The 26,492-nt window shown below is 63.9% G+C and carries 27 protein-coding genes and 1 other RNA gene; 15 read left to right on the top strand and 13 right to left on the bottom strand.

The window, feature by feature from the left end; genetic code table 11:
• Nucleotides 1-132 precede the first annotated feature (132 nt).
• Genes HU752_RS31350 through HU752_RS31335 form a run of 4 tightly spaced genes read right to left on the bottom strand, consistent with a single transcriptional unit; the run spans nt 133 to nt 2,979 of the window.
• Nucleotides 133-870, bottom strand: a complete 738-nt coding sequence (locus tag HU752_RS31350; protein ID WP_186683556.1) for an amino acid ABC transporter ATP-binding protein — start codon at nt 868-870, stop codon at nt 133-135.
• Nucleotides 857-1,507: an amino acid ABC transporter permease gene (locus tag HU752_RS31345; protein ID WP_186683656.1), complete on the bottom strand. Its 651-nt coding sequence runs from the start codon at nt 1,505-1,507 to the stop codon at nt 857-859. The genes HU752_RS31350 and HU752_RS31345 overlap by 14 nt, the downstream gene beginning before the upstream one ends.
• Nucleotides 1,504-2,169 carry an amino acid ABC transporter permease gene (locus HU752_RS31340; RefSeq protein ID WP_186683557.1) on the bottom strand — a complete coding sequence of 222 codons (666 nt, stop codon included), beginning with the start codon at nt 2,167-2,169 and terminating at the stop codon, nt 1,504-1,506. The genes HU752_RS31345 and HU752_RS31340 overlap by 4 nt, the downstream gene beginning before the upstream one ends.
• A 24-nt stretch (nt 2,170-2,193) precedes the next feature.
• Entirely contained in the window at nt 2,194-2,979 is a 786-nt protein-coding gene (locus HU752_RS31335) for a transporter substrate-binding domain-containing protein (protein ID WP_186683558.1), read from the bottom strand.
• Nucleotides 2,980-3,233: 254 nt separating this feature from the next.
• Between HU752_RS31335 and HU752_RS31330 the strand changes: the two genes are divergently transcribed.
• The 5 genes from HU752_RS31330 (at nt 3,234) to HU752_RS31310 (ending at nt 8,494) form a co-directional block, all read left to right on the top strand.
• Entirely contained in the window at nt 3,234-3,932 is a 699-nt protein-coding gene (locus HU752_RS31330; protein ID WP_186683559.1) for a FadR/GntR family transcriptional regulator, read from the top strand.
• A 161-nt stretch (nt 3,933-4,093) separates the two neighbouring features.
• Nucleotides 4,094-4,423 carry a thioredoxin TrxA gene (gene trxA, locus HU752_RS31325; protein ID WP_186683560.1) on the top strand — a complete coding sequence of 110 codons (330 nt, stop codon included), beginning with the start codon at nt 4,094-4,096 and terminating at the stop codon, nt 4,421-4,423.
• Nucleotides 4,424-4,658: 235 nt separating this feature from the next.
• Entirely contained in the window at nt 4,659-5,918 is a 1,260-nt protein-coding gene (rho, locus tag HU752_RS31320; protein ID WP_017902637.1) for a transcription termination factor Rho, read from the top strand.
• Between the two features lie 141 nt (nt 5,919-6,059).
• A complete protein-coding gene (ubiD, locus tag HU752_RS31315) occupies nt 6,060-7,526 on the top strand; it encodes a 4-hydroxy-3-polyprenylbenzoate decarboxylase (protein WP_186683561.1) in 1,467 nt (488 codons plus the stop codon).
• A complete protein-coding gene (locus HU752_RS31310) occupies nt 7,526-8,494 on the top strand; it encodes a CDP-6-deoxy-delta-3,4-glucoseen reductase (protein ID WP_186683562.1) in 969 nt (322 codons plus the stop codon). The genes ubiD and HU752_RS31310 overlap by 1 nt, the downstream gene beginning before the upstream one ends.
• A 179-nt stretch (nt 8,495-8,673) precedes the next feature.
• Here HU752_RS31310 and HU752_RS31305 read toward each other — a convergent pair whose 3' ends face one another.
• On the bottom strand, nt 8,674-9,156 hold the full coding sequence (locus tag HU752_RS31305; RefSeq protein ID WP_186683563.1) for a sn-glycerol-3-phosphate transporter: 483 nt from the start codon (nt 9,154-9,156) through the stop codon (nt 8,674-8,676).
• A gap of 305 nt (nt 9,157-9,461) precedes the next feature.
• Here HU752_RS31305 and HU752_RS31300 point away from each other — a divergent pair, with 305 nt between their 5' ends.
• Together HU752_RS31300 and HU752_RS31295 are read left to right on the top strand one after the other, a co-directional pair.
• Nucleotides 9,462-11,864: a TonB-dependent receptor plug domain-containing protein gene (locus tag HU752_RS31300; protein ID WP_186683564.1), complete on the top strand. Its 2,403-nt coding sequence runs from the start codon at nt 9,462-9,464 to the stop codon at nt 11,862-11,864.
• 27 nt (nt 11,865-11,891) lie between these two features.
• On the top strand, nt 11,892-12,539 hold the full coding sequence (locus HU752_RS31295; RefSeq protein ID WP_026144976.1) for a gamma-glutamylcyclotransferase: 648 nt from the start codon (nt 11,892-11,894) through the stop codon (nt 12,537-12,539).
• Between the two features lie 63 nt (nt 12,540-12,602).
• On the opposite strand, the gene glpT is transcribed toward HU752_RS31295, so the two are convergent.
• From glpT to HU752_RS31280, 3 genes are all read right to left on the bottom strand, one after another.
• The gene (gene glpT / locus HU752_RS31290) at nt 12,603-13,952 is read right to left on the bottom strand and encodes a glycerol-3-phosphate transporter (RefSeq protein ID WP_186683565.1); all 1,350 of its coding nucleotides are present in this window, start codon (nt 13,950-13,952) and stop codon (nt 12,603-12,605) included.
• Between the two features lie 154 nt (nt 13,953-14,106).
• On the bottom strand, nt 14,107-14,715 hold the full coding sequence (locus tag HU752_RS31285; RefSeq protein WP_186683566.1) for a flagellar basal body-associated protein FliL: 609 nt from the start codon (nt 14,713-14,715) through the stop codon (nt 14,107-14,109).
• 103 nt (nt 14,716-14,818) lie between these two features.
• A complete protein-coding gene (locus HU752_RS31280; protein WP_186683567.1) occupies nt 14,819-15,796 on the bottom strand; it encodes an NADPH:quinone oxidoreductase family protein in 978 nt (325 codons plus the stop codon).
• Nucleotides 15,797-15,954: 158 nt separating this feature from the next.
• On the opposite strand from HU752_RS31280, the gene HU752_RS31275 reads away from it, so the two are divergent.
• Complete coding sequence (locus HU752_RS31275; protein WP_186683568.1) at nt 15,955-16,368, top strand: flagellar basal body-associated protein FliL; 414 nt, start codon at nt 15,955-15,957, stop codon at nt 16,366-16,368.
• 126 nt (nt 16,369-16,494) lie between these two features.
• Here the strand turns inward: HU752_RS31275 and HU752_RS31270 are convergent, their stop codons facing one another.
• A complete protein-coding gene (locus HU752_RS31270; protein WP_186683569.1) occupies nt 16,495-16,944 on the bottom strand; it encodes an EVE domain-containing protein in 450 nt (149 codons plus the stop codon).
• A 182-nt stretch (nt 16,945-17,126) separates the two neighbouring features.
• Here HU752_RS31270 and HU752_RS31265 point away from each other — a divergent pair, with 182 nt between their 5' ends.
• Nucleotides 17,127-17,285, top strand: a complete 159-nt coding sequence (locus HU752_RS31265; RefSeq protein WP_186683570.1) for a hypothetical protein — start codon at nt 17,127-17,129, stop codon at nt 17,283-17,285.
• 42 nt (nt 17,286-17,327) lie between these two features.
• On the opposite strand, the gene HU752_RS31260 is transcribed toward HU752_RS31265, so the two are convergent.
• The 4 genes from HU752_RS31260 to HU752_RS31245 form a co-directional block, all read right to left on the bottom strand.
• The gene (locus HU752_RS31260; protein ID WP_186683571.1) at nt 17,328-17,933 is read right to left on the bottom strand and encodes a 5-formyltetrahydrofolate cyclo-ligase; all 606 of its coding nucleotides are present in this window, start codon (nt 17,931-17,933) and stop codon (nt 17,328-17,330) included.
• Between the two features lie 85 nt (nt 17,934-18,018).
• Nucleotides 18,019-18,197: non-coding RNA, 6S RNA (ssrS, locus tag HU752_RS31255), on the bottom strand.
• Nucleotides 18,198-18,227: 30 nt separating this feature from the next.
• Entirely contained in the window at nt 18,228-18,545 is a 318-nt protein-coding gene (locus HU752_RS31250) for a cell division protein ZapA (protein ID WP_186683572.1), read from the bottom strand.
• Nucleotides 18,542-18,751 (bottom strand): TIGR02449 family protein, encoded by a 210-nt coding sequence (locus HU752_RS31245; protein WP_186683573.1) that lies wholly within the window; start codon nt 18,749-18,751, stop codon nt 18,542-18,544. Before HU752_RS31245 ends, HU752_RS31250 begins: the two co-directional genes overlap by 4 nt.
• 160 nt (nt 18,752-18,911) lie before the next feature.
• Between HU752_RS31245 and HU752_RS31240 the strand changes: the two genes are divergently transcribed.
• The 6 genes from HU752_RS31240 (at nt 18,912) to HU752_RS31215 (ending at nt 26,376) form a co-directional block, all read left to right on the top strand.
• A complete protein-coding gene (locus HU752_RS31240; RefSeq protein WP_186683574.1) occupies nt 18,912-19,466 on the top strand; it encodes a YecA/YgfB family protein in 555 nt (184 codons plus the stop codon).
• A 26-nt stretch (nt 19,467-19,492) separates the two neighbouring features.
• A complete protein-coding gene (pepP, locus tag HU752_RS31235) occupies nt 19,493-20,827 on the top strand; it encodes a Xaa-Pro aminopeptidase (RefSeq protein WP_186683575.1) in 1,335 nt (444 codons plus the stop codon).
• A complete protein-coding gene (ubiH, locus tag HU752_RS31230) occupies nt 20,824-22,011 on the top strand; it encodes a 2-octaprenyl-6-methoxyphenyl hydroxylase (protein WP_186683576.1) in 1,188 nt (395 codons plus the stop codon). Before pepP ends, ubiH begins: the two co-directional genes overlap by 4 nt.
• A 149-nt stretch (nt 22,012-22,160) precedes the next feature.
• On the top strand, nt 22,161-23,378 hold the full coding sequence (locus HU752_RS31225) for a 2-octaprenyl-3-methyl-6-methoxy-1,4-benzoquinol hydroxylase (RefSeq protein ID WP_186683657.1): 1,218 nt from the start codon (nt 22,161-22,163) through the stop codon (nt 23,376-23,378).
• 116 nt (nt 23,379-23,494) lie between these two features.
• The gene (locus HU752_RS31220; RefSeq protein WP_186683577.1) at nt 23,495-24,496 is read left to right on the top strand and encodes an extracellular solute-binding protein; all 1,002 of its coding nucleotides are present in this window, start codon (nt 23,495-23,497) and stop codon (nt 24,494-24,496) included.
• Nucleotides 24,497-24,759: 263 nt separating this feature from the next.
• Nucleotides 24,760-26,376 carry an ABC transporter permease gene (locus HU752_RS31215; RefSeq protein WP_186683578.1) on the top strand — a complete coding sequence of 539 codons (1,617 nt, stop codon included), beginning with the start codon at nt 24,760-24,762 and terminating at the stop codon, nt 26,374-26,376.
• The last annotated feature ends 116 nt before the right edge of the window (nt 26,377-26,492 follow it).

Genomic DNA, 26,492 nt, shown 5'->3' with positions numbered 1-26,492 from the left:
ATGACTTCCCGGGTGTAGTGACAATGGCGCCCGTGTTTGGCGCGCCCGCTTTCACCTGTCCCTTGTTCCTTCAAGTGACCAGGTGTCGCGGGTACAGCCTGATGCCATACTGGATGGGGTCCCGGGCGCGTTTCAGGCGGGCGCTTCCACGCTGCCGATGAAGTTCGCCAGCTCCGCGGTCTGCGGGTGGGCGAACAGCATCTTGGGGTCGCCCACTTCATGGACCTTGCCCTGGTGCATGAACACCAGCTTGTCGCCGACCTCGCGGGCGAAACGCATTTCGTGGGTGACCATGATCAGGGTCATGCCATCCCGGGCCAGTTGCCGCACCACGGTGAGCACCTCATTGACCAGCTCCGGGTCGAGCGCCGAGGTGATTTCGTCGCAGAGCAGCACTTTCGGCGACATCGCCAGGGCCCGGGCGATGGCCACCCGTTGCTGCTGGCCGCCGGAGAGGCGATCCGGGAACGCGTCGAACCGGTCACCGAGGCCGACCCGCTCGAGCATCTGCCGGGCGAGCTCGGCCGCCTTGGCCCTGGACACCTTCTGCACCACCTGCGGGGCGAGCATGACGTTCTCGCCGACGCTCAGGTGCGGGAACAGGTTGAACTGCTGGAACACCATGCCGACTTTCTGTCGCAGGCTGCGCAGGTCGGCGCGGGCGGCGTCGAGGTATTCGCCGTCGACCTCGATCACGCCGTCGTTGATCGATTCCAGGCCGTTGAGGGTCCGCAGCAGGGTGCTCTTGCCCGAACCGCTGCGGCCGATGATCGCCACCACCTGGCCTTGCTCGACGCTCAGGTCGATGCCCTTGAGCACGTGATGGTCGCCGTAGTACTTGTGCAGGGCGGAAATTCTAAGAAGCGACATGCAGTCTCCTTTCCAGGTAGCGCGCACTGAGGGACAGGGGGTAGCAGAGAAGGAAATAGCCGGCGGCCACCAGGCCGTAGACCATGAAGGGTTCGAAGGTGGCATTGGCGAGCATGCCGCCGGTCTTGGTCAGTTCGGTAAAGCCGATGATCGAGGTCACCGCGGTACCCTTGATCACCTGCACCGAGAAACCCACGGTGGGTGCCACGGCAATGCGCAGGGCCTGCGGCAGGATCACATGGCGCAGTTGTTCGTAGCGGTTGAGCGCCAGGCTGGCCGAGGCTTCCCATTGGCCGTGGGCGATGGACTCGACGCAGCCGCGCCAGATCTCCGCCAGGTAGGCGCTGGTGAACAGGGTCAGGGCGATGGCGGCGGCCAGCCAGGGCGAGATGTCCACCCCGAGCAGGGCGATGCCGAAAAACACCATGAACAGTTGCATCAGCAGCGGCGTGCCCTGGAACAATTCGATGTAGGCGCGAGCCAGGCCACGGGCCACGGGCTTTTCGGCGATTCGCAGGACCATCACCAGCAAACCGAGCAGGCCCCCGCCGGCGAAGGCCACCAGCGACAGCAGCAGGGTCCATTGCAGGCCGGCCAGCAGGTTGTTCAAGATGTCCCAGAAGGTGAAATCCATCAGCGGTTCCTCGCCAGGTAGCGCCGCCCGAGCCAGTTGAGCAACTGGCGGATCAGCAGGGCCATGCCCAGGTAGATCAGGGTGGTCAGGGCGTAGGTTTCAAAGGCGCGGAAGTTTCGCGACTGGATGAAGTTGGCGGCGAAGCTCAGCTCCTCGGTGGCGATCTGCGAACATACCGCCGAGCCGAGCATGACGATGATGATCTGGCTGCTCAGGGCCGGCCAGACCTTGCCCAGCGCGGGGCGCAGGACCACATGGCGAAAGGCCTCGAAGCGGCTCATCGCCAGGGCGGCGGCGGCCTCCAGTTGCCCACGGGGAATCGCTTCGATACCGGCGCGGATGATCTCGGTGCTGTAGGCGCCGAGGTTGATCACCATCGCCAGCACGGCCGCCTGCCACTCGGAAATCTGCAGCCCCAGGGACGGCAGGCCGAAGAAGATGAAGAACAGCTGCACCAGGAAGGGCGTGTTGCGGATCAGTTCTACGTACACCCCGAAGAGCGCCGAAAAGGGCTGGATCCGCCAGGCCCGTGCCAGCGCACCGAACACGCCGAGACCGACCCCCAGCACGGTGCCGATGGCGGTCAGCTCCAGGGTAAAGAGGGCGCCGCGCAGCAGCAGGTCGGCGTTGTGCAGCACCGGCAGGAAGTCGAACTGATAAGCCATGGAACGGACCTCGGGAAAACCGGATCATAGATCGGCGGGCAGGGGTTGCTTGAGCCACTGCTGGGCGTTCTTCTCCAGGCTGCCGTCGGCCTTGGCGGCGGCGAGGATCTGGTTCACCTTCTCCAGCAGGGCCGGCTCGTTCTTGTTCACGCCGACATAGACCGGGGAGTCCTTGAGCTTCACTTTCATCGCCGGGATCCGTTTCGGATTGCGTTCGGCAATCGCCACCATCACCACGTTGCCGCTGGCGATCAGGTCGACCTGGCCGGCGAGGTAGGCGGCGATGGTCGAGTTGTTGTCCTCGAAGCGCTTGATCGTCACGCCCTGGGGCGCCACGGCGGTCAGCTCGATGTCCTCGATGGCGCCACGGGTGACGCTGATGGTCTTGCCCTTGAGGTCATCCAGGCCGTTGATCGCGGCTTCGGGTGGGCCGAACACCGCAAGGTAGAACGGGGCGTAGGCGCGGGAGAAGTCGATGACCTTTTCCCGTTCGGCGTTCTTGCCGAGGCTGGAAATCACCAGGTCGACCTTGCCGGTGGTCAGGAACGGGATGCGGTTGGTGCTGTTGACCGGTGTCAGCTCCAGCTTGACCTTGAGCTGGTCGGCCAGCAGTTTCGCGGTGTCGATATCCAGGCCGCGGGGCTTCATGTCCGGGCCGATCGAGCCGAAGGGTGGGAAGTCCTGGGGGACGGCGACCTTGAGCGTGCCACGGGCGACTACATCGTCCAGGCCACTGGCATGGGCGGCCGCCTGGCCCAGCATCAGGCTGGTGAACAGGGCGGCGAGGAGGGCGCTGAAGCCTTTGGTCATGGCGGATCTCCGAGAGCGAAAAGGGGATGAATGCTGCCCGCTGGCATTGCACGGCCCATGCCATGGCAGGCGAAAGTCCCGTCCTAGAGGGCTTTTAGGGAGATTTATGGTCTTACTGGTCTGAACAGTTGGCGACTATTTCGCACTGTTATCGAGCATCAGCCTCCTAGGCCGAACCAGTGCTGGGCGCGACTTGCCGCCCGCCTGCAATAGCTTTACAACTAGCGCTCTATCGGACTGTCAGCCTGAGCACAATGAACTCGATTTCCCGCGCCGTACCCGAGGTGGCGCTGCAAGCCATCCGTAAACTGATCAGCGAGGCGGGCTATGGCCCGGGTGATGCGCTGCCTTCGCAACGCGACCTGGCACAGCGCCTGGGTGTCAGCCGGGCGTCGCTGCGCGAAGCGCTGTCGTCCCTGAGTGCGCTGGGGGAAGTCAGTGTACAGCCGGGCAAGGGGGTGTTCGTCCAGGCGCCCGGGCAACTGCCGGCCGGTGGTGGCCTGGCCTGGCCGTTCGCGGCCCAGGCCTCGGCCGAGGATATCTTCCAGCTGCGCTATGCCCTGGAGGGCTTTGCCGCTGGACTGGCGGCGGTCACCTTGACTGCCGATGAACTGGATGTCCTGCAGGACAACGTCGATGCCATGCGCGCCGAGCTGCTCGCCGGGGACTTCGAGGCCGCCGCCCGGCTGGATTTCGACTTTCACCGGCGGATCCTGCTGGCCAGCGGCAACCAGGCCATGGCCGGCATTCTCAGTGCCACTGCCGAACTGTTCCTGGAAAGCCAGAAACTACCGTTCATCCGCGCCGAGCGAGCCATGGAGACCTGGCAGGAACACCGCAAGATCCTCCGGGCCCTGGCCCGGCATGCCTCGGGACCGGCGCAGAAGGCGATGCAGGAGCATGTGCGCAATGCGGCCTTGCGGACCGGGATCGCGTTCGTGACGCCCGCCTGATTGCCACCGGGCCTGTTCAGATGAATCCGTTTACCGCAGGTTGGGCCATACTCAAACTCATGCGGCACCATAGTTAGACTCAATCATCTGTGGCTTCCTGTACGTAGGAAGGACGGCTATGATGGGCAACGTTTTTTTGGCTTACCACTGCGGAGATATCCATGAGCAGCGATCTTATCAAGCACGTCACCGACGCGTCCTTCGAAGCAGAAGTCCTGAAGGCCGAAGGCCCTGTGCTGGTTGACTACTGGGCTGAGTGGTGCGGTCCTTGCAAAATGATCGCCCCGGTTCTGGACGACATCGCCAGCAGCTACGAAGGCAAGCTGACCGTCGCCAAGCTGAACATCGACGAAAACCAGGAAACCCCGGCCAAGCACGGCGTGCGCGGCATCCCGACCCTGATGCTGTTCAAGGGTGGCCAGGTCGAGGCGACCAAGGTCGGCGCCCTGTCGAAGTCCCAGCTGCAAGCTTTCCTCGACGCCAACATCTAAGCGTCGTCAAAAAGGCCCCGCAAATAGCGGGGCTTTTTCGCTGTTTGGGGCTAGACTCTGCCAAATGCAGGTGTTACATTCGGCCCCGCACTGGTTTCGCCATTGCCCCCTGCTAGCCGTCGCCGACGCTCTCCTTTTCGAACAAGTACGCGATCCTGTCGCCTTCTCTGCGGCGCGGCCTCATTAAGCCAAAAGCTTAATTTCCCCCCTCCATAAATGATTACGTCATTCCTATATGAATCTGACTGAACTCAAGCAAAAGCCGATTACCGAACTGCTCGAATTGGCCGAACAGATGGGCATAGAGAACATGGCCCGTTCGCGCAAGCAGGATGTGATTTTCTCCCTGCTGAAAAAGCACGCGAAAAGCGGTGAGGAAATCTCCGGTGATGGCGTGCTGGAGATCCTCCAGGACGGCTTCGGCTTCCTTCGTTCTTCCGACGCGTCCTACCTGGCCGGTCCCGATGACATCTACGTCTCGCCGAGCCAGATCCGTCGTTTCAACTTGCGCACCGGTGACACCATCGTTGGCAAGATCCGCCCTCCAAAGGAAGGCGAGCGTTATTTCGCCCTGCTCAAGGTCGACACGATCAACTACGATCGTCCGGAAAACGCCAAGAACAAGATCCTGTTCGAAAACCTGACGCCGCTGTTCCCGAACGAGCGCCTGAAGATGGAAGCCGGCAACGGTTCCACCGAAGACCTCACCGGCCGCGTCATCGACCTCTGCGCCCCGATCGGCAAGGGCCAGCGTGGCCTGATCGTCGCCCCGCCGAAAGCGGGCAAGACCATCATGCTGCAGAACATCGCGGCCAACATCACCCGTAACAATCCCGAGTGCCACCTGATCGTCCTGTTGATCGACGAGCGTCCGGAAGAAGTGACCGAGATGCAGCGCACCGTTCGCGGTGAAGTGGTTGCCTCGACCTTCGACGAACCGCCGACCCGTCACGTGCAGGTCGCCGAGATGGTCATCGAGAAGGCCAAGCGCCTGGTCGAGCACAAGAAGGACGTGGTGATCCTGCTGGACTCGATCACCCGTCTGGCCCGCGCCTACAACACCGTGATCCCGAGCTCCGGCAAGGTCCTGACCGGTGGTGTCGATGCCCACGCCCTGGAGAAACCGAAGCGTTTCTTCGGTGCCGCGCGTAACATCGAGGAAGGCGGTTCGCTGACCATCATCGCCACCGCGCTGGTTGAAACCGGCTCGAAGATGGACGAAGTGATCTACGAGGAGTTCAAGGGTACCGGCAACATGGAGCTGCCCCTGGACCGTCGTATCGCCGAGAAGCGTGTATTCCCGGCCATCAACATCAACAAGTCCGGTACCCGCCGCGAAGAGCTGCTGACTGCCGACGACGAGCTGCAGCGCATGTGGATCCTGCGCAAGCTGCTGCATCCGATGGATGAAGTGGCGGCCATCGAGTTCCTGGTCGACAAGCTGAAAACGACCAAGACCAACGATGAGTTCTTCCTGTCGATGAAGCGCAAGTAAGTCGAACAGGGCACAAAAGCCGGGGAAACCCGGCTTTTTGCTGTCTGGATGGCGGCCAGGGCGCGTGTTCGCTTGCACGATATCGGGGCGAACCGGGTACACTGCCCACCCCGAACGCCACGGACCCTACGAGGCTCACGCATGCAGTATCGCGACTTGCGCGACTTTATCAGCGGCCTGGAACAGCGCGGCGAACTCAAGCGCATCCAGGTTCCGGTGTCCCCCATCCTGGAAATGACCGAGGTCTGCGACCGCACCCTGCGGGCCAAGGGCCCGGCGCTGCTGTTCGAAAAGCCCACCGGTTTCGATATCCCGGTGCTCGGCAACCTGTTCGGCACCCCGGAGCGGGTCGCTCTGGGCATGGGTGCCGATGACGTCGGCGAGTTGCGCGAGATCGGCAAGCTGCTGGCCTTCCTCAAGGAGCCGGAGCCGCCCAAGGGGCTCAAGGATGCCTGGTCCAAGCTGCCTATCTTCCGCAAGATCATTGCCATGGCGCCCAAGGTGGTCAAGGACGCGCCGTGCCAGGAAATCGTCATCGAGGGTGACGACGTCGACCTCGGCAAGCTGCCGGTGCAGCACTGCTGGCCGGGCGACGTGGCGCCGCTGATCACCTGGGGCCTGACGGTCACCAAGGGGCCGAACAAGGATCGCCAGAACCTCGGTATCTACCGCCAGCAGGTGATCGCCCGCAACAAGGTGATCATGCGTTGGCTCAGCCACCGTGGCGGCGCGCTGGACTATCGCGAGTGGTGCGAGAAGCACCCGGGCCAGCCTTTCCCGGTGTCCGTGGCCCTGGGGGCGGACCCGGCGACCATTCTCGGCGCGGTCACGCCGGTGCCGGACAGCCTGTCCGAGTACGCCTTCGCCGGCCTGCTGCGGGGCAATCGCACCGAGCTGGTGAAGTGTCGCGGTAACGACCTGCAGGTGCCGGCCACTGCGGAAATCGTCCTGGAGGGTGTCATCCATCCGGGCGAGATGGCCCCGGAAGGCCCGTATGGCGACCACACCGGCTACTACAACGAGGTCGACGACTTCCCGGTGCTCACCGTCGAGCGCATCACCCACCGGATCAAGCCGATCTACCACAGTACCTACACCGGACGGCCGCCGGATGAGCCGGCGATTCTCGGTGTGGCACTGAACGAAGTGTTCGTGCCGATCCTGCAGAAGCAGTTCCCGGAAATCACCGACTTCTACCTGCCGCCCGAAGGCTGCTCGTACCGCATGGCGGTGGTGACCATGAAGAAGTCCTATCCGGGCCATGCCAAGCGCGTGATGCTGGGGGTCTGGTCGTTTTTGCGACAGTTCATGTACACCAAGTTCGTTATCGTCACCGACGACGATATCAACGCCCGGGACTGGAATGACGTGATCTGGGCCATCACTACGCGCATGGACCCCAAGCGCGACACGGTGATGATCGACAACACTCCGATCGACTACCTCGACTTCGCCTCGCCGATCTCCGGCCTGGGCTCGAAGATGGGGCTGGACGCCACCCACAAGTGGCCCGGCGAGACCACGCGCGAGTGGGGGCGGGTGATCGTCAAGGATGAAGCCGTGACCCGGCGGATCGATGCCATCTGGAATCAGTTAGGAATAGATTGATGCGTGTGACCTTGCAGCCCTCTGGAGCCGTACTGGAGATACGGCCAGGAGAGCGGATTCTCGACGGTGCCCGGCGGCTGGGCTATGACTGCCCGCAAAGCTGCCGCAATGGCAACTGTCACGTCTGTGCGGCCCTGCTGGTGGAAGGGCGGGTCGCGCAGGCGGGCGCTGTCCGTGACCATGGCGAGTTCTACACTTGTATCGCCGAGCCCCTGGAAGATTGCGTGGTGCTCTGGGATGGTGTCCTGGCCCTGGGAGAATTGCCGGTGCGTAGCCTGGCGTGTCAGTTGACCGAATGCGTCGAGATCGGCGGCGATGTCTGGCGGGTACGCCTGCGGGCGCCGGCGGGCAAGCCGCCGCGCTACCACGCCGGGCAATACCTGATGATCGAGCGTGACAGCGGCGAGAAATCGGCGTTTTCCCTGGCCTCTGCGCCACATGCCGGGCGCGACCTGGAGCTGCATGTGCTGGCCCGTGAAGCCAGCGCGCGCAAGCTGATCGAGCAGTTGCAGCGCAACCGCATGGCGCGGGTCGAACTGCCGTTCGGCGATACCCACCTGGCCGAGTTGCCGGATGCGCCGCTGGTGCTGATCGCCGCCGGTACCGGCATGGCGCAGATGCACAGCCTGATCGAGCATTGCCGGTCGCGGGGCTTCGAACACCCGGTGCACCTGTACTGGGGCGTGCGGCGGCCCGAGGACTTCTACGCGCTGGAGCATTGGGACGAGTGGCAGAAGTTGCCCAACCTGTTCCTGCACAAGGTGGTCAGCGACCTGTGTGGCTGGGAAGGGCGCTGCGGCATGCTGCACGAGGCGGTCTGCGAGGACATTGCCGACCTGTCGAGCGTGCGGGTCTATGCCAGCGGCTCGCCGGCGATGATCTATGCAACGCTGGATGCGCTGGTCGAGGCGGGGATGGACGCGCACCAGATGCGTGCCGATGTGTTCGCCTACGCGCCCAGGCCCTGATTGGCCTTCAACTGAGACAGTGAGCGCTGTTGTGGTGAGGGGGCTTGCCCCGCTGGGGAGCGAAGCTCCCCTGATGCCGGCTACCTCGCATTACCTGACAGTTCCGGGTGGCAGGTCTGGGGACGGCTGCGCCGCCCAGCGGGGGCAAGCCCCCTCGCCACAACAGCGCTGCGAATGCGTCAGAATCGAACCCCGGTGGTGATCATCGCCGCATTGAACCCCAGTAGCACCAGTTCCGCCGCCACCGGCCCGTAGTAGGTGCCCACCGACGGAATCACCACCGGTGCCACGCCCAGGCGGTTCAACGGGATCTTGTCGCGGTACTCGCCGCGATAGCCCTGCAACAACCCTCCCGTCACCTTCGCATACAGCGGATAACGCGCACTGTCGAAGCGCTGCCCGACATAGCCATAGTACGAGCGCTGGCTGAACGAGTTGCGAAAGGTCGCCGCACCATACAGCCATCCCGAGCCGTCATGACGCTCCAGGCCGAGCAGGTCCTGGTTGTTGTTGTGTTCGGGGGCTGGCGAATAGTGCCGGGTATACAGGCTGGTCTGGGCGTACCAGAAGCCCTTTTCCACTGGCGTGTCCTGGATGGCGAGCGCGGCGCTGGCCGGGCCCAGTGTCAGGGCAAGGATGGCGGCGAGCAAGGTTCGATTCATGTGGCCTGGCCTCTCTGGCATGCGATGGTTCAAGGAGCTGGCCGTTATACGGAGCCTGGCCGCGGCTCGTCAGCTCCTGCTCTCTGAAAGGTCCGTAGGGATTTTTACCAATCTTGCGTTTAGCTTATCCATATTCGATTCCGGTATTTAATTTATTTGTTACATATCATTAGGCTATATGACATCGGACTACCGGCTTTGCATCCTGGCAAACATCAACACCATGACCGACACCGTTCGCCACACGGACCGATCGTGCGAACTCGGGGCATGAGGCCCCGACTTTGGATTCCAAGGGGAGCGGTATGGGGAGCAACACGCAACACCGGCTGTACTCGGCGATTTTGTCCGCTCATTTGCTGACCGCCGCAGGCGCGATGACCTTCACCTCGGTGGCTGCCGCCGACTCGGAAAACACCACGGCCGATGCGCCGAAACTCGATACCGTCATTGTCACCGGCACCCGCGCCCAGGAGCGCACCGCCAGTGGTTCGCTGTCGCCGATCGACGTGATCAGTGGCGACAGCCTGCGCAGCAGCGGCTCGGATGAGCTGGGCACGGTCCTGTCGCGGTTGATTCCCTCGATCAACTTCCCGCGTCCGTCGCTGGTGGATGGCGCCGAGCTGGTGCGTCCGGCGCAACTGCGCGGCCTGTCGCCGGACCAGGTGCTGGTACTGGTCAATGGCAAGCGCCGGCATACCAGTGCCTTCGTCAACCTCGGGGGTGCGGTAGGGCGTGGCTCGGCCCCGGCCGACCTGAATGCGATCCCGATTTCGGCGGTCGACCACATCGAGGTGCTGCGTGATGGCGCCTCGGCCCGCTATGGCTCCGATGCGATTGCCGGGGTGATCAACGTGATCCTCAAGAGCGCCGACCACGGCGGCTCGATCTCGAGCAAGTTCGGCGAATACAAGAAGGGCGATGGCATTCATCGCCAGCTCGACGGCAACAGCGGCTTCGTCCTGGGCGATAACGGTTTCTTCAACCTTTCCGGCGAAGGGGCCGACAACGACTACACCAACCGCGCCGGCAAGGACTATCGCCCGGCCAGCGTCGGCTCGACGACCTATGGCCAGCAGGTGTTCCGCCAAGGCGAGCCGGCCACCAACGAGGGCAAGCTGCAGTTCAACTCCGCCTACAGTTTCAACGACGCCGCCGAACTCTACAGCTTCGGTGGCTACAGCAAGCGTCGCGGCGAAACGGCGGCGTTCTACCGGGCGAGCAACGCTTCGAACAACATCCCGGCGATCTTCCCCGACGGCTACCTGCCACTGATCCACGGCAACCTCGAGGACACCTCGCTGGTGGTCGGCCTGCGCGGCCTGCTGGCGGATGACTGGCACTACGACCTGTCGGCCAACTACGGCAAGAACGAGTACGAGCTGAGCACCGAAACCATCAACACCTCGCTGGGCCTGAACAGCCCGCGCAAATTCGACAACGGCACCCTGAGCAACGACCAGCGCCAGCTGAACCTCGACCTGTCGCGCGAATTCAGCCTCGGCTGGCTGCCGTACCCGGTCTCGGTGGCGCTGGGTGCCGAGTACCTGCGCCAAGGCTACCAGATCAGCGCCGGCCAGCCCGAGTCCTACTACCAGAGCGGCAGTTCGGGCCTTGGCGGCTTCCGTGCCGCGGACGCCGGCAGCTACTCGCGGCACAACTTCGCCCAGTACCTGGACCTGGAAACCCATTTCACCGAGAAGCTCAGCGCCTCGGCAGCGGTGCGCCACGAGGACTACAGCGACTTCGGCTCCAACGTCAGCGGTTCGTTGTCGGCGCGCTACGACTTCACCCCGCAGGTGGCGGTGCGCGGCAGCATTTCCAACGGTTTCCGCGCGCCGTCCCTGGCCCAGCAGAACTTCACCTACACCTCGTCGCAACTGATCGGCTCGACCGTGCAGGAAGCCGGCACCTTCGCCGCCAACAGCCAGGTGGCGCGGCTGCTCGGCGCCGAGGACCTGAAGGCGGAGAAATCGCGCAACTACAGCCTCGGCCTGGTACTGGAGCCGGCGGACAACCTGACGGTGACGGCCGACTTCTACCGCATCGACATCCGTGACCGCATCAGCCTGTCGTCCAACCTGGTGCTGAACAACGCCGCGATCAACTACCTGCAGGCCAACGGGGTCGGCAACATCAACTACACCAGCGCGCGTTACTTCACCAACGCCACCAACACCAGCACCAACGGCATCGACCTGGTGGCCAACTATCGCTATCAGCTGGACAACGGCGCGCGCTGGAACAGCACCCTGGGCTATAACTACAACAGGACCAAGGTCACCGATGTGAAGGACAACCCGGCGATCCTCAATCAACTGGGGGTCAACCTGGTGCGGGTGGATCGTCGTGAGCGGCTGGGCCTGCTGGGCGATACCACGCCCCGGCACAAGCTGACGTTCGGCAACGACCTGAGCTTCGGCAACTGGGTGCTGCACAGCAACCTGACCCGCTACGGTTCGTTCACCAGCTACCAGGCCGACGCGATCAACGACCAGACCTTCAAGGCGGCCTGGCTGCTGGACCTGGCGGCGGACTACAAGCTCAAGCAGTGGACCTTCACCCTGGGCGGCGACAACGTCACCGACAAGTACCCGGAGAAGCTCAGCGCCTACGCCAACAGCGGCGGCAACCTGGCCTACAGCACTTATTCGCCGTACGGTTACAGCGGCGCGTTCTATTACGGTAAAGTGACTTACAACTGGTAACCACTCAGGAGCCCCGCGCGATTCGTCATGGCTGCTACAGATCCTGTGTTATCGGGTTTGGCTTATCCGCCGCGCCTTGAGCTGGGGGCGCAACTGACCCACGAACAATTGCTCAGCTCGATGCAGGCCACGATGGCCCGACACAAGGGAGGGCCGGTCTGGCTGTTTGCCTACGGTTCACTGATCTGGCGGCCGGAGTGTTCGGCAGTGGAGCGCGTGCGGGGGCGGGTGCACGGCTATCACCGTGGCCTGTACCTGTGGTCCCATGAGCATCGCGGCACGCCGGAGTTGCCGGGGCTGGTGTTCGGCCTGGACCGTGGCGGCTCCTGCAGCGGCTTTGCCTACCGGCTGCCGGAGGATCAACTGGAGGCGTCGCTCTATGCCCTGTGGCAGCGCGAGATGCCAGTGCCGTCCTATCGACCGCACTGGCTCAACTGCCGGCTGGAAACCGGACAGACGGTTCAGGCCCTGGGCTTCGTGCTCGAGCGGCATCTGCCCAGCTATGCCGGTAACCTGCCTGACAGCGTGCTGACCCAAGTGCTGCAAAGTGCTTGCGGGCGTTACGGCACCACCCGCGATTACGTCGAACAGACCGCCAGCGCCCTGCGCAGCCATGCCATGCCGGATCGCAACCTGGAGGCACGGCTCAAGCGCTGCCGCTCTGGCTCGCACTGAAGCCCGATGCATGCACGGGATTGCCCGTGTGGGAGACGGCCGGCTCCCACGGGGTGAGGTGGGTCAGGCGATAGCGCTACGGCTCGAACTGGCCGCGCGGGTGTGCCACAGGGTCGGGGCCAGGAAGGCCATGGACAGCAGGCAGGCCACCACCAGCAGGACAAAACCGCCATCCCAGCCGAAGTGGTCGACGGTGTAGCCCATGGCGGCACTCGCCGCGACCGAACCACCCAGGTAGCCGAACAGGCCGGTGAAGCCGGCAGCAGTGCCTGCGGCTTTCTTCGGTGCCAGTTCCAACGCCTGCAGGCCGATCAGCATGACCGGGCCGTAGATCAGGAAGCCGATGGAGAACAGCGCGATCATGTCGACGGTCGGGTTGCCGGCCGGGTTGAGCCAGTACACCAGGGTCGCCACGGTCACCAGGCCCATGAACACCATGCCGGTCAGGCCACGGTTGCCGCGGAAGATCTTGTCCGACATCCAGCCGCACAGCAGCGTGCCCGGAATCCCTGCCCACTCGTAGAAGAAATAGGCCCAGGAGGTCTTGTCGACGTCGAAGTGCTTGGCTTCCTTGAGGTAGGTCGGCGCCCAGTCCAGGACCCCGTAGCGCAGCAGGTAGACGAAGACGTTGGCCATGGCGATGTACCAGAGCATCTTGTTGCGCAGCACGTACTTGACGAAGATTTCCTTGGCGCTGAATTCGCTTTCGTGGCTGGCGTCGTAGCCTTCGGGGTAATCGTTCTTGTACTTCTCGACGGGCGGCAGGCCGACCGACTGCGGGGTATCGCGCATGGTGATGAAAGCGAATGCCGCGACGCCCAGGGCCACGGTCGCCGGTACGTAGAACGCTGCATGCCAATCGTTGAACCAGGCCATGCCGAGCAGGAACAGCGGGCCGATCAGACCCCCGCCGACGTTATGCGCGACGTTCCACACCGACACCACGCTGCCGCGTTCCTTTTGCGACCACCAGTGCACCATGGTCCGTCCGCTCGGCGGCCAGCCCATGCCCTGGGCCCAGCCGTTGATGAACAGCAGGATGAACATCATGGTGACGCTGGACGTGGCCCAGGGTGCGAAACCGAAAATGAACATCACCGCCGCAGAGATCAGCAGGCCGAAGGTCAGGAAGTAGCGCGGGTTGGAGCGGTCGGACACCAGGCCCATGAGGAACTTCGACAGGCCGTAGGCGATGGCGATCGCCGACATCGCCACACCCAGGTCGCCACGGCTATAGCCCTGTTCGATCAGGTACGGCATGGCCAGCGAGAAGTTCTTGCGCAGCAGGTAGTAACCGGCATAGCCGAAGAAGATCCCGGCGAAGATCTGCCAGCGCAGGCGTCGGTAGGTGCTGTCTATTTTTTCCTCGGGCAGGGGTGCCCGGTGTGCGGCAGGTCGAAAGAAGGCAAACATTCAAGAGCTCCAGATTTCTTGTTTTGACTGCGGATGCGAATGTTACATTTTCGTTACCGAAAATAGCAGGCTTTCTCATCTACAAATGTAAGAAATGGAGCATTCTTGATGTTGTTTTTTGAACATGTCGCGAAGGATTAAGTGAAGGACGTTTTCAGGGAGTCCCGCCATCGCCGGGCAGCAAGTGTTCCTGGATCCTTTCGCTGCGCGATTCGACCAGTTTGCCCTGATCATCGAAACGCAGGACCAGCAGCCAGTCGTAGACGTCATCCGGCCAGTGCTTGTGGCCCAGCAGCTTTTTCGTGTCGCCACCAAAGGCCTCGATCAGGTTGTCGATGTGGCCGTGATGCCAGGCGATCAGCAGCACCGGTGCCGGGTTGTCCTTGCCCAGTGACTTGACCAGCTTGTCGACCTGGTCGTCGGCGTACGGTTGTTCGATCGGCAGTTGCAGGCGTTGCGCGAGCGGGGTGAGGGTCAGGCGCGGGCGGTCGCTTTCCTTGCTGTCGCTGGTGGCGATCAGGCGTTGCGGTACCAGGTCCTGGTCCTTGAGCTTGAGCGGGTCGAAGTAGCTGGCATAGGCCTGGGCGCGTTGCTCGCCCCGGGGGCTGAGGCCGCGGCCCTGGTCGGGTTTTTCCGCGTGCCGGACGATCAGCACGGTGGTGTCGCGCAGGCCTTGCGTCTTCTGGGCCTGGGCCGTGACGGGCAGTATCAGCGCCGACAACAGCAGGGCACCAGGTAGCAGTTTGTGCAGCAGCGCAATCATCGATGTGCCTCCATGGGATTGGGAGCAGCGCCCGGGCTGGGCGCTGTCGGTCCATGGGGCTGAATATAGCCCTGTTCGGCGCGAGGGCCGGATGAAACCTGTGTCAGCGGACCTGGACCACCACCTTGCCCACGGCTTTGCGCTGGCCAAGCTCATCGATGGCGCGGGCCGCTTCGGCCAGCGGATAGGTCCGCGACACCAGCGGCTTGAGCCTGCCCTCGGCGAACCAGGCGAACAGTTGCTGGAAGTTCGCCGCGTTGTCCTGTGGCTGGCGTTGGGCGAAGGAGCCCCAGAACACCCCGACCACTGCAGCGCCCTTGAGCAGCGTCAGGTTCACCGGCAGCTCGGGGATGCGCCCGCTGGCGAAGCCGACCACCAGCAGCCGGCCGTTCCAGGCAATGGAGCGCACGGCCTGGTCGAACAGGTCGCCGCCCACCGGATCGTAGATCACGTCGGCACCGTTGCCATCGGTCAGGCGCTTGATCTCGTCCTTGAGGCTGGTTTCGCTGTAGTTGATCAACTCATCGGCGCCGGCGGCCTTGGCCACGGCGAGCTTGTCGGCGCTGCTGGCGGCGGCGATCACCCGTGCGCCCATCGCCTTGCCGATCTCCACCGCCGCCAGGCCGACACCGCCGGAAGCACCGAGCACCAGCAGGGTTTCCCCAGGCTGCAATTGGGCGCGTTGCTTGAGGGCATGCATCGAGGTGCCGTAGGTCATGCTGAAGGCGGCGGCGCTGGTGAAATCCATCGTGGCGGGGATCGGCAGCACGTTGTAGGCGGGTACCGCCACTTCCTCGGCGAAGCTGCCCCAGCCGGTCAGGGCCATGACCCGGTCGCCGACCTTGAGATGGCCGACCTTCTCTCCCACGGCCGTGACCACGCCGGCGGCCTCGCCGCCGGGCGAGAACGGGAAGGGCGGCTTGAACTGGTATTTGCCCTCGATGATCAGCGTATCCGGGAAGTTCACCCCGGCGGCATGGACCTGCAGCAGGATTTCGTTCTTCTTCGCAGTCGGACTCGCGATTTCCTCCAGCACCAGCGTCTCGGCAGTGCCGAAGGCTTTGCACAGTACGGCTTTCATCGGGCTATTCCTTTGGGAGTGATGGCCGATAAGTGTAGGAGTGTGAATCGAAGGGTCAACGAGCATGCCCTGGCCTGATAGTCACCTATAAGCTTTGTGCTTGGGCTATCTGGCACGGCTCGCTATGCTAGACCGCAAACCGGATTGAGGAGCGAATCGTGAAAGCGTGGATCATGTTGATGGTGGCCTTGTCGCTGCCGATGGCGGTGATGGCGGAAGAGGCCAAGGAAGGCGAGGGCGCGGCGCCCAAGGTCAGCTATATCAGCCTGAGCCCGCCATTCGTGGGCAACTATGGCCTGGACGGCACTCCGAAGCTCAAGGTCTACAAGGCCGACGTGGCGGTGCGGGTGACCGGTGATGCGGCAGCCCAGGCGGTCAAGGCCAACGAGCCGTTGATCCGCAACCAGTTGGTGGCACTGTTCGCCCAGCAGACCGTGGACTCGATGAGCAACGTCGAGGCCAAGGAAAAGATGCGCCAGGAAGCCCTCAAGCAGGTCCAGCAGGTGCTCACCGACGAGACCGGCAAGCCGCAGGTGGAAGACCTGCTGTTCAACAACCTGATCGTGCAGTAACGCGGGTTTCTCTGGTATCACGCTGCACCTGTAGGAGCCGGCTTGCTGGCGATAGCGATTTTTCAGTCATCATAGGGTCTCCTGATCCACCACTATCGCCAGCAGGCCGGCTCCCACAATAGGGAATCATCGCAAGGCAAGCACGGCCGCCCACTGCTCGGCCGTTACCGGCATGACCGACAGGCGGCTGCCTTTCTGCACCAGCGGCATTTGCGCCAGCGCCGCCTGCTGTTTCAGGTAGCCGAGGCCGAGCACCTTGGCGAAGGTCTCGACATGCCCGACCTGCAATGCACTCCAGGGATTCTTTTCGGCCGTGGCCTTGGGGTCGTGGTAGTGGCTTTGCGGGTCCAGCGCCGTCGGGTCCGGGTAGGCCGCCTCGACGATCCTGCCGATGCCGGCGATCCCGGGTTCAGGGCAACTGGAGTGGTAGAAGAAGAATTCGTCGCCCACCGCCATGCTCCGCAGGAAGTTGCGCGCCTGGTAGTTGCGTACGCCGTCCCAGCGGGTTTCGCCCAGCTTGGCCAGGCCTTCGATCGAGAGTTCGTCGGGCTCGGATTTCATCAGCCAGTAGGCCATGGTGGTGCTCCTTGGGCAGTTTGTCGGGCAATTTCATACAAACCGACAGTCGGTTGACGCCAGCGTTTGCGTAGTGGTTCACGTTATCGCAAAATGCCGGGATTTTAAGCTTGACGCTGCTGCACGGCTGACTCAACAAACCGCTGCTGTCATCGTATCTGAGTTGCCTAGGGGGGCAATCGATGAAACGCAAACCGGATCTGCTATGGACGTTGGTTATTTTGTTCGGTTTGGGTGTGGTGACTACGGGTTATGCCCAGGGCCTATGGTCCGGCAAGAAGGACGCTCCAGTCGAAGTCGCACAGCAACAGCCCCAGCAGTCGACCCTGTTCAAGCGCTGATCGTGCCAGAAAGGCGTCGCCACCCAGGCTGACGCCCTTGCCTCATTGCGCGATATACCACGCGCTGTCCGTCACCGTTCCCCGTAGCGGTACATCCCAACTGGCCTGGTCCAGTCTCGCCACCTTCTGACATTCGTGGGCCAGCCCGAGCAAGGTCGGCTTGCGCCAGTTCTGTCGACGCGACTGATAGGCCAGGCTGCGATCGTAGAACCCCCCACCCATGCCCAGGCGTCCGCCGAGCGGGTCGAAACCGACCAACGGCAACAGCACCAGGTCGAGCGCCCAGACCTTGCGCTGGGCGGCCGGGTTGATCCGCGGCTCGAGAATACGGAAGCGGTTGGGCCGCAGCTTTTCTCCGGGACGAATCCGCTGGAACACCATCTTGGTCCGTGGCCAGGCGCTCAACACCGGCAAGTAGGTGTACTTGCCCCGGCGCTGTGCCTCGCGCAGCAGCAGGCGCGGGTCGATCTCGCCGTCGGTCGGCAGGTACAGGGAGACATGGCGGGCGCGGCGGAACAGGGGGTGTTGGGCCAGCTGTCGATACAGGCCACGTGCGGCCTGGCGCTGCTCGCCGGGCGAGAGTGCGCGGCGCGCCTTGCGCAGCAGTCGTCGAAGTTGCGGGCGGGAAAGCGGCGCAGGTTCGGTCATGGATTCGTGCTGTAGGCAATGGAGCGGCCAGGACGGCAGCCCGTGAGGGCAAATGTCGGTGTGCACCGACACTGGCCCGGAACTCAGGCTCCCCGGATGTACCGCTGTCGACTTAGCCCTTGAACCCGAAAGTTCAAGGTGGAAGGTGCAGTAGGCGTTAAGGCTTTCCGTCTAGCGGACATGCACACCGGCCCAACGTGCAAATTCCAGGGTAGTGCAAATCGGCTCAGGGACATCGTCAACTGGCAAGCACCCCAGGGAGTGATGCCAGTATAACTGAAAGGGCCGTGGGAATCAGCCTTTGCTGGTGTCCGAATCGGAAGACAGCACCAGGTCCACCCGTTCCAGCAGGTCACGCACCTGTTCGCGCGTCGAGCTGCTGGCCTGTACGTCCGGGCGCTCCTGCTTGTGCAGCAGGTCGTGGGTGATGTTCAGCGCGGCCATCACGGCGATGCGGTCGGCACCGATCACCTTGCCGCTGCTGCGGATCTCACGCATCTTGCCGTCCAGGTAGCGTGCGGCGCTGACCAGGTTGCTGCGCTCTTCCTGGGGACAGATGATCGAGTACTCTTTATCGAGTATTTGCACGGTAACGTTATTGCTTGAACTCATGAGTCTTGCTCCAGGGCCTTGAGGCGCGCAATCATCGATTCAACCTTGCGCCGGGCGTTTTCGTTCTTTTCAATAAGGTGTGCGCGCTCCTCGCGCCAGGTCTTTTCCTGAGCTAATAGGAGTCCGTTTTGGCTTTTTAGTTGCTCGACCCGGTTAATCAACAGTTCGAGCCTGGCCATCAGTGCGTGCAGGTCGTTGTCTTCCATTCGTTATCTACTTTGATGTCGACTGAATATGACTGATGAGCGGTGTTGACTGGAGCGCTTGGCAAACGAGTTGTCCGCCTCGATGGTCTTGGCGTGTCCTCGAATGCTAGGATACAAGGCCTTCATTCTAGACATTGCGCCGTTCGGCGCCTAGCCGCCCATGCCTATTCAGAATTCCCCCTATAACGCCTTTGCCACCCTGTTGAGCAGCAATGGTCATCCGGTCTCGCCGGCCGAACTGCACGGCCTGTTGCTCGGTCGCAGCTGCGCCGGCGCCGGTTTCGAAGCCGACAGCTGGCTGGTGGACGCCGCCGAGCTGCTCGAAGGCGAGCCCCAGGACAACGTGCGCAACGCCCTGATCGGCCTGCAGGAGATGGTCAAGGGCGAACTGACCAGCGATGACATGACCGTGGTCCTGCTGTTGCCGAGCGACGACGCGCCGCTGACCGAGCGTGCCGCCGCACTGGGCCAGTGGTGCCAGGGCTTCCTCGCCGGTTTCGGCCTGACCTACCGCGCCAACGCCCTGAGCATCGAGGCCACCGAGGTGCTGCAGGACCTGGCCGCGATCGCCCAGGTCCAGGACGCCCTGGAAGAGTCCGATGACGGCGAGAGCGACTACATGGAGGTCATGGAGTACCTGCGTGTCGCGCCGCTGCTGCTGTTCACCGAGGTCAACAAGCCGGCCGAACCGGCTGCCAAGCCTTCGCTGCACTGAGTACGACAAGGGAGTTCCCTCTGCCCATGATCCACATCCCCAAAGCGGAGTACGCCCGGCGTCGCAAGGCGCTGATGGCGCAGATGGAACCCAACAGCATTGCGATCCTGCCGGCGGCGGCGGTGATGATCCGCAACCGCGACGTCGAGCATGTCTACCGCCAGGACAGCGACTTCCAGTACCTGAGCGGTTTTCCCGAGCCCCAGGCGGTGATCGTGCTGATCCCTGGCCGGGCCCACGGCGAATACGTGCTGTTCTGCCGCGAGCGCAATGCCGAACGTGAGCTCTGGGATGGCCTGCGCGCCGGCCAGGAAGGCGCGATCCGCGACTACGGGGCGGACGACGCGTTCCCCATCAATGACATCGACGACATCCTGCCGGGCCTGATCGAAGGGCGCGACCGGGTGTATTCGGCGATGGGCAGCAACCCGGAATTCGATCGACACGTGATGGACTGGATCAACGTGATCCGCTCCAAGGCTCATCTCGGCGCGCAGCCTCCGAACGAATTCGTTGCCCTGGATCATCTGCTGCACGACATGCGCCTGTATAAATCGGCGGCAGAGGTGAAGGTGATGCGCGAGGCCGCGGCGATTTCCGCGCGAGCCCATGTCCGCGCCATGCAGGCGGGTCGTGCCGGCCTGCACGAGTTCAGCCTGGAGGCCGAGCTGGACTACGAATTCCGCAAGGGTGGGGCGAAGATGCCGGCCTACGGTTCGATCGTCGCTGCCGGGCGCAACAGCTGCATCCTGCATTACCAGCAGAATGACGCGGTGCTCAAGGATGGCGACCTGGTGCTGATCGATGCCGGCTGCGAGATCGACTGCTATGCCAGCGACATCACCCGGACCTGGCCGGTCAGTGGCCGGTTCTCGCCCGAGCAGAAGGCGATCTACGAACTGGTGCTGGCCGCCCAGGAGGCCGCGTTCGCCGAGATCGCCCCGGACAAGCACTGGAACCAGGCCCATGAAGCCACCGTGCAGGTGATCACCCGCGGCCTGGTGGAGCTGGGGCTGCTGGAGGGCGAGGTCGACGAATTGATCGAGACCGAGGCCTACCGGGCTTTCTACATGCATCGGGCCGGTCACTGGCTGGGGATGGATGTGCATGATGTCGGCGACTACAAGGTCGGCGATCAATGGCGCGTGCTGGAAGTCGGCATGGCGCTGACAGTGGAGCCGGGGATCTACATTTCCCCCGACAACCAGAACGTGGCGAAAAAATGGCGCGGCATTGGCGTGCGCATCGAGGACGACGTGGTGGTGACCAAGCAAGGTTGTGAAATCCTGACCGGCGGTGTGCCCAAGACCGTGGCCGAGATCGAGGCGCTGATGGCCGCTGCCCGGGCTACGGCGGCATGAGCCGGGTCAATCTGGCGATCATCGGTGGCGGCCTGGTCGGCGCCAGCCTGGCGCTGGCGCTGCAGGCCGGGGCCAAGGCGCGTGGTTGGAAGATCGTGCTGATCGAACCCTTCGCCCCTGGGGACAGCTACCAGCCGAGCTATGACGCCCGGTCCTCGGCGCTGTCCTTCGGCTCCCGGCAGATCTACGAGCGCCTTGGCCTGTGGCAGTCGATCGCCCAGCGAGCCGAGCCGATCAAGCAGATCCACGTGTCCGATCGCGGCCGTTTCTCCACGGCACGGTTGTCGGCCATCGAAGAGGGCGTGCCGGCCCTCGGCTACGTGGTGGAGAACGCCTGGCTCGGCCAATGTCTCTGGCAGGGCCTGGACCAGGACGTGGTCAGCTGGCGCTGCCCGGCCGAGGTAACCCGCCTGCAACCGTTGGAAGACGGTTATCGCCTGAGCCTCAACGATGACACGGTGCTTGAGTGCGACCTGGCCGTGCTGGCCGATGGTGGTCGCTCCGGCTTGCGCGAGCAGTTGGGCATCGGCGTGCGCAAGCGGCCGTACAACCAGAGCGCGCTGATTGCCAATATCTCGCCGAGCGAAGCCCATCACGGCATGGCCTTCGAACGTTTCACCGATGAGGGGCCGATGGCCCTGCTGCCGTTGCCGGACAACCGTTGTGCGCTGGTCTGGACCCGCCTCGGGATGGATGCGCAGCGGCTCGCGGCGCTGGACGAACGCAGTTTCCTCAGCGAGCTGCAGGGGGTATTCGGCTATCGCCTGGGGACCCTGAAGCAGGTCGGTGCGCGGCACCTGTATCCGCTGACGCTGGTGGAGGCCGAGGAGCAGGTTCGCCCGCACCTGGCGGTGCTGGGCAATGCCGCCCACAGCCTGCACCCGATTGCCGGGCAGGGTTTCAACCTGTCGCTGCGCGATGCCCAGGCCCTGGCCGAGGCCCTGCTGGCCAGCGAGGCGCCGCTGGGCGACCTTGCCACCCTGCGTGGCTACCAGGAGCGCCAGCGCCTGGACCAGACGCTGACCGTCGGTTTTTCCGACCGTGTCACCCGCTTGTTCGGCAGTGGCCAGCCGCTGGTCGCGCTGGGGCGCAACCTCGGCCTGCTGGGTCTCGATCTGCTGCCACCGGCCAAGCGCTGGTTCGCCCGCCAGGCCATGGGCCTGGGAACGCGTGCCGATGTCTAGAGTCTTGTGTTGTCTCTGGCTACCACGAATCCTGTAGGAGCCGGGCTTGCCCGCGAAGGGGCCATCAAGGCCGCCAAAAAGCTTCGCGGGCAAGTCGGATCGCCGCACCGCCGGCTCCTACATCACTTGCTAAGGTTTGAAGCATGGAAATGCGCGCAGATGTGCTGATTGTCGGGGCCGGGATGGTCGGCAGTGCCCTGGCCCTGGCGTTGAAGGACAGCGGCCTGCAGGTGCTGCTGCTTGATGGCGGCCCGATGAGCGTCAAACCGTTCGATCCGCAGGCGCCGTTCGAACCGCGGGTCAGCGCCTTGTCAGCTGCCAGCCAGCGCATTCTCGAACGCCTGGATGTCTGGCCGGGCATTGCCGGTCGGCGTGCCAGCCCCTACCGCGACATGCAGGTCTGGGATGGCAGCGGCACCGGGCAGATCCATTTCTCGGCGGCCAGCGTGCACGCCGAGGTGCTCGGGCATATCGTCGAGAACCGGGTGGTGCAGGATGCCCTGCTCGATCGCCTGCACGACTGTGACATGGGCCTGCTGGCCAATGCGCGGCTGGAGCAGATGCGCCGCTCGGGTGATGACTGGCTGCTGACCCTGGCCGATGGCCGCAAGCTGCGTGCGCCGCTGGTGGTGGCTGCCGACGGTGCCAACTCGGCGGTACGGCGCCTGGCCGGTTGCGCGACGCGGGAATGGGATTACATGCATCATGCCATCGTCACCAGCGTGCGCAGCGGCAAGCCACACCGGATGACCGCCTGGCAGCGCTTTACCGATGATGGCCCACTGGCGTTCCTGCCGCTGGAGCGCGACGGCCAGCAGGACTGGTGCTCGATCGTCTGGTCGACCACGCCGAGCGAAGCCGAGCGGCTGATGGCGCTGGATGAAACAGCCTTCCGCCATGAGCTGGAGCGGGCGTTCGAGGGCCGTCTCGGCGAGGTGCTGGCTGTCGACCCGCGGGTTTGCGTGCCGTTGCGCCAGCGCCACGCCAAGCGTTACATCGCCGAAGGACTGGCGCTTATCGGTGATGCGGCCCACACCATCCACCCGTTGGCGGGGCAGGGCGTGAACCTGGGGTTCCTCGATGCCGCGGTCCTGGCCGAAGTGCTGCTACGGGCGATCGAGCGCGGTGAGCGGCTGGCCAGTGTGAAGGTGCTTGGCCGTTTCGAGCGTCGGCGCATGCCGCACAACCTGGGATTGATGGCGGCAATGGAGGGCTTCGAACGGCTGTTCCAGGCCGATCCGCTGCCGTTGCGCTGGCTGCGCAACACCGGCCTGAAGGTCGTCGAGCAGATGCCCGAGGCCAAGGCGCTGTTCGTCCGCCAGGCGTTGGGGCTGACCGGCGACCTGCCGGAGTTGGCCAGGGCCTGAGGCGCTGCCAGGGGATCGTGCAACATCTGGTAACGCCTCCGTTCCGACTTCGGTTGAGGGCGCAAATGTGAGTCACTATCATTTCGCGCTCATTCCGAACTCGAAGGAACGCTCCCATGCCGGCACCGAAGCGCCTACTGACAGCCTTGGCCCTGACCCTGATGGCGGGTACTGCCCACGCTGCCGATGAAGTGGTGGTCTATTCCTCGCGGATCGACGAACTGATCAAGCCGGTGTTCGATGCCTACACCCAGAAGACCGGGGTCAAGGTGAAGTTCATCACCGACAAGGAAGCGCCGCTGATGCAGCGGATCAAGGCCGAGGGCGAGAACGCCACCGCCGACCTGCTGCTCACCGTCGATGCCGGCAACCTCTGGCAGGCCGAGCAGATGGGCATCCTGCAACCTTTCACCTCGAAGACGATCGACAGCAATATCCCGCTGCAGTATCGCTCCTCGGCCCACCAATGGACCGGCCTGAGCCTGCGTGCGCGGACCCTGGCCTACTCGACCGACCGGGTGAAGCCGGCCGACCTCACCACCTACGAGGCGCTGGCCGACAAGCAGTGGGAAGGCCGCCTGTGCCTGCGTACGGCGAAGAAGGTCTACAACCAGTCGCTGACCGCCACCCTGATCGAAGTCCATGGCGCGGAAAAGACCGAGCAGATCCTCAAGGGCTGGGTGAACAACCTGTCCACCGACGTGTTCTCCGATGACATCGCAGTGCTTGAGGCGATCAACGCCGGGCAGTGCGACGTCGGGATCGTCAACACCTACTACTACGGGCGCCTGCACAAGCAGAACCCGAACCTGGCGGTGAAGCTGTTCTGGCCGAACCAGGGCGATCGTGGCGTGCACGTGAACCTCTCGGGCATCGGCCTGACCAAGCATGCCCCGCATCCGGAAGCGGCCAAGGCGCTGGTCGAATGGATGACCACGCCCGAGGCCCAGCGCATCTTTGCCGACGTGAACCAGGAGTTCCCGGCCAACCCGGCGGTGCCGCCGTCGGCGGAAGTGGCGAGCTGGGGCAAGTTCGTTCCCGACGCGCTGCCGGTGGAGATTGCCGGCAAGCGCCAGGCCGAGGCGATCCGCCTGATGGACCGTGCCGGCTGGAACTGAGCCGGCACTGGAGCCTGGTGAGGCGCCTACCTGTGGTGATCGGGCTTGGTTAACAGCTCCGTGTGGTTACAGGCTTGTGTGGCGAGCGGGCTTGCCCGCGCTCGGCTGCAACGCAGCCGCAAAATCGGCTACTGCGCTGCATCAGGTAGAGCGCGGTGGCTGGTTTCAGGGTCGCTTCGCGCCCCAGCGCGGGCAAGCCCGCTCGCCACAGACATTGCGGTTATCTGGATAGCCGTCTTACCTTTCCAGTTTCGAGAACTCTCTTGGCCCACCCCATCCAACGCCGCTGGTACCCCCTGGTCTTCGCCATCGCCGCCCTGGTGCTGTTGCCGCTGAGCGTGTTGATGCTGTCCTGGCAGTCGATCGATTCGCAGATCTGGTCCCATCTCTGGGACACCCAGATGCCGCGCCTGCTGGGCAATACCCTGACCCTGGTAGTCGGTGTCGGGGTCGGCGTCACCCTGCTCGGGGTCAGTCTCGCCTGGCTGACCAGCCTCTGCGAGTTCCCGGGGCGACGCTGGCTCGACTGGGCGCTGATGCTGCCCTTCGCCATCCCGGCCTATGTCCTGGCCTTCGTTTTCGTTGGCCTGCTGGACTTCTCCGGTCCGGTGCAGACCCTGCTGCGCGACGTGTTCGGCAGCGGCCTGCGGTTGCCGCGAGTGCGCTCCACCGGCGGGGTGATCCTGGTCCTGGTGCTGGTGTTTTACCCCTACGTCTACCTGCTGGCACGCAGCGCATTCCTGGCCCAAGGCAAGGGCCTGATGGAGGCGGCGCGGGTGCTCGGCCAGTCGCCCTGGCAGGCGTTCTGGCGGGTCGCGCTGCCGATGGCGCGGCCGGCCATCGGTGCCGGGGTGGCCCTGGCGCTGATGGAAACCCTGGCGGATTTCGGCGCGGTATCGGTGTTCAACTTCGATACTTTCACCACCGCGATCTACAAGACCTGGTACGGCTTCTTCAGCCTGTCCAGCGCTGCCCAGTTGGCCAGCCTGCTGCTGCTCGCGGTGATGCTGGTGCTCTATGGCGAACGGCGTGCCCGTGGTGCCAGTCGCGCCGGCAACGAGCGCCCCCGGGGCAGCGCGCTGTATCGGTTGCACGGCCTCAAGGCCTGGGCCGCCAGCGGCTGGTGCCTGCTGGTGTTTGCCTGCGCCTTCGTCGTGCCGCTGCTGCAACTGCTGGCCTGGTTCTGGCGGCGCGGTCGCTTCGACCTGGATGAGCGCTACACCGGGCTGATCCTGCATACCCTGTACCTGGGCGGCCTGGCCGCGCTGGTGACCGTGGCGGTGGCGATGCTGCTGGCTTTTGCCCGCCGCCAGGCGCCGACCCGGGCGATCCGCAGCGGGGTCAGCCTGGCCAATCTCGGTTATGCACTGCCTGGCTCGGTGCTGGCGGTGTCGATCATGCTCGCCTTCAGCTACCTGGACCGCGAGCTGGTGATCCCGCTGTCGAGCTGGCTTGGTGGTGCCGGCAAGCCCCTGCTGCTGGGCAGCCTCTCGGCGCTGTTGCTGGCGTACCTGGTACGTTTCATCACGGTGGCCTACGGGCCATTGGAAAACAGCCTGGAGCGTATTCGTCCGTCATTGCCGGAAGCTTCCCGTAGCCTTGGGGTGGGCGGACCACGACTGTTTTTCAAAGTGTATCTGCCGCTGCTGCTGCCCGGCACGCTGAGTGCGGCGCTGCTGGTATTCGTCGATGTGCTCAAGGAAATGCCGGCGACCCTGCTGATGCGTCCGTTCGGCTGGGACACGCTGGCGGTGCGGGTCTTCGAGATGACCAGCGAGGGCGAGTGGGCGCGGGCGTCGTTGCCGGCCCTGACCCTGGTGCTGGTCGGCCTGTTGCCGGTGATCGGCCTGATCCGGCGTTCGGCAAGGCAAATCGGTTAGGTGCCAGGTCGGTCCCTTGCGGCTACAATGCGCGGCATTCGGTGCGGTCCGTCTGACAGACCGGGTGTTGGAACACGGCTCAAGGCCCCATTCATAAAGGGCTGCAGCCAGTCCGT

Origin of the sequence: Pseudomonas vanderleydeniana (assembly GCF_014268755.2) — a bacterium.
Lineage (GTDB): Bacteria > Pseudomonadota > Gammaproteobacteria > Pseudomonadales > Pseudomonadaceae > Aquipseudomonas > Aquipseudomonas vanderleydeniana.
This window is presented reverse-complemented; position numbering and strand designations above follow the sequence as displayed.

Bases quoted from the DNA above. Each gene is read 5' to 3' on its own strand.
- HU752_RS31245 (WP_186683573.1), bottom strand. From the start codon at position 18,751: ATGGAAGACAACGACCTGCACGCACTGATGGCCAGGCTCGAACTGTTG.
- HU752_RS31280 (WP_186683567.1), bottom strand. From the start codon at position 15,796: ATGAAAGCCGTACTGTGCAAAGCCTTCGGCACTGCCGAGACGCTGGTG.
- HU752_RS31250 (WP_186683572.1), bottom strand. From the start codon at position 18,545: ATGAGTTCAAGCAATAACGTTACCGTGCAAATACTCGATAAAGAGTAC.
- ubiD (WP_186683561.1), top strand. From the start codon at position 6,060: ATGCAGTATCGCGACTTGCGCGACTTTATCAGCGGCCTGGAACAGCGC.
- HU752_RS31260 (WP_186683571.1), bottom strand. From the start codon at position 17,933: ATGACCGAACCTGCGCCGCTTTCCCGCCCGCAACTTCGACGACTGCTG.
- ubiH (WP_186683576.1), top strand. From the start codon at position 20,824: ATGAGCCGGGTCAATCTGGCGATCATCGGTGGCGGCCTGGTCGGCGCC.
- HU752_RS31240 (WP_186683574.1), top strand. From the start codon at position 18,912: ATGCCTATTCAGAATTCCCCCTATAACGCCTTTGCCACCCTGTTGAGC.
- HU752_RS31265 (WP_186683570.1), top strand. From the start codon at position 17,127: ATGAAACGCAAACCGGATCTGCTATGGACGTTGGTTATTTTGTTCGGT.
- HU752_RS31330 (WP_186683559.1), top strand. From the start codon at position 3,234: ATGAACTCGATTTCCCGCGCCGTACCCGAGGTGGCGCTGCAAGCCATC.
- HU752_RS31310 (WP_186683562.1), top strand. From the start codon at position 7,526: ATGCGTGTGACCTTGCAGCCCTCTGGAGCCGTACTGGAGATACGGCCA.
- HU752_RS31220 (WP_186683577.1), top strand. From the start codon at position 23,495: ATGCCGGCACCGAAGCGCCTACTGACAGCCTTGGCCCTGACCCTGATG.
- HU752_RS31350 (WP_186683556.1), bottom strand. From the start codon at position 870: ATGTCGCTTCTTAGAATTTCCGCCCTGCACAAGTACTACGGCGACCAT.
- trxA (WP_186683560.1), top strand. From the start codon at position 4,094: ATGAGCAGCGATCTTATCAAGCACGTCACCGACGCGTCCTTCGAAGCA.
- pepP (WP_186683575.1), top strand. From the start codon at position 19,493: ATGATCCACATCCCCAAAGCGGAGTACGCCCGGCGTCGCAAGGCGCTG.
- HU752_RS31270 (WP_186683569.1), bottom strand. From the start codon at position 16,944: ATGGCCTACTGGCTGATGAAATCCGAGCCCGACGAACTCTCGATCGAA.
- HU752_RS31295 (WP_026144976.1), top strand. From the start codon at position 11,892: ATGGCTGCTACAGATCCTGTGTTATCGGGTTTGGCTTATCCGCCGCGC.
- HU752_RS31225 (WP_186683657.1), top strand. From the start codon at position 22,161: ATGCGCGCAGATGTGCTGATTGTCGGGGCCGGGATGGTCGGCAGTGCC.
- HU752_RS31305 (WP_186683563.1), bottom strand. From the start codon at position 9,156: ATGAATCGAACCTTGCTCGCCGCCATCCTTGCCCTGACACTGGGCCCG.
- glpT (WP_186683565.1), bottom strand. From the start codon at position 13,952: ATGTTTGCCTTCTTTCGACCTGCCGCACACCGGGCACCCCTGCCCGAG.
- HU752_RS31335 (WP_186683558.1), bottom strand. From the start codon at position 2,979: ATGACCAAAGGCTTCAGCGCCCTCCTCGCCGCCCTGTTCACCAGCCTG.
- HU752_RS31300 (WP_186683564.1), top strand. From the start codon at position 9,462: ATGGGGAGCAACACGCAACACCGGCTGTACTCGGCGATTTTGTCCGCT.
- rho (WP_017902637.1), top strand. From the start codon at position 4,659: ATGAATCTGACTGAACTCAAGCAAAAGCCGATTACCGAACTGCTCGAA.
- HU752_RS31340 (WP_186683557.1), bottom strand. From the start codon at position 2,169: ATGGCTTATCAGTTCGACTTCCTGCCGGTGCTGCACAACGCCGACCTG.
- HU752_RS31285 (WP_186683566.1), bottom strand. From the start codon at position 14,715: ATGATTGCGCTGCTGCACAAACTGCTACCTGGTGCCCTGCTGTTGTCG.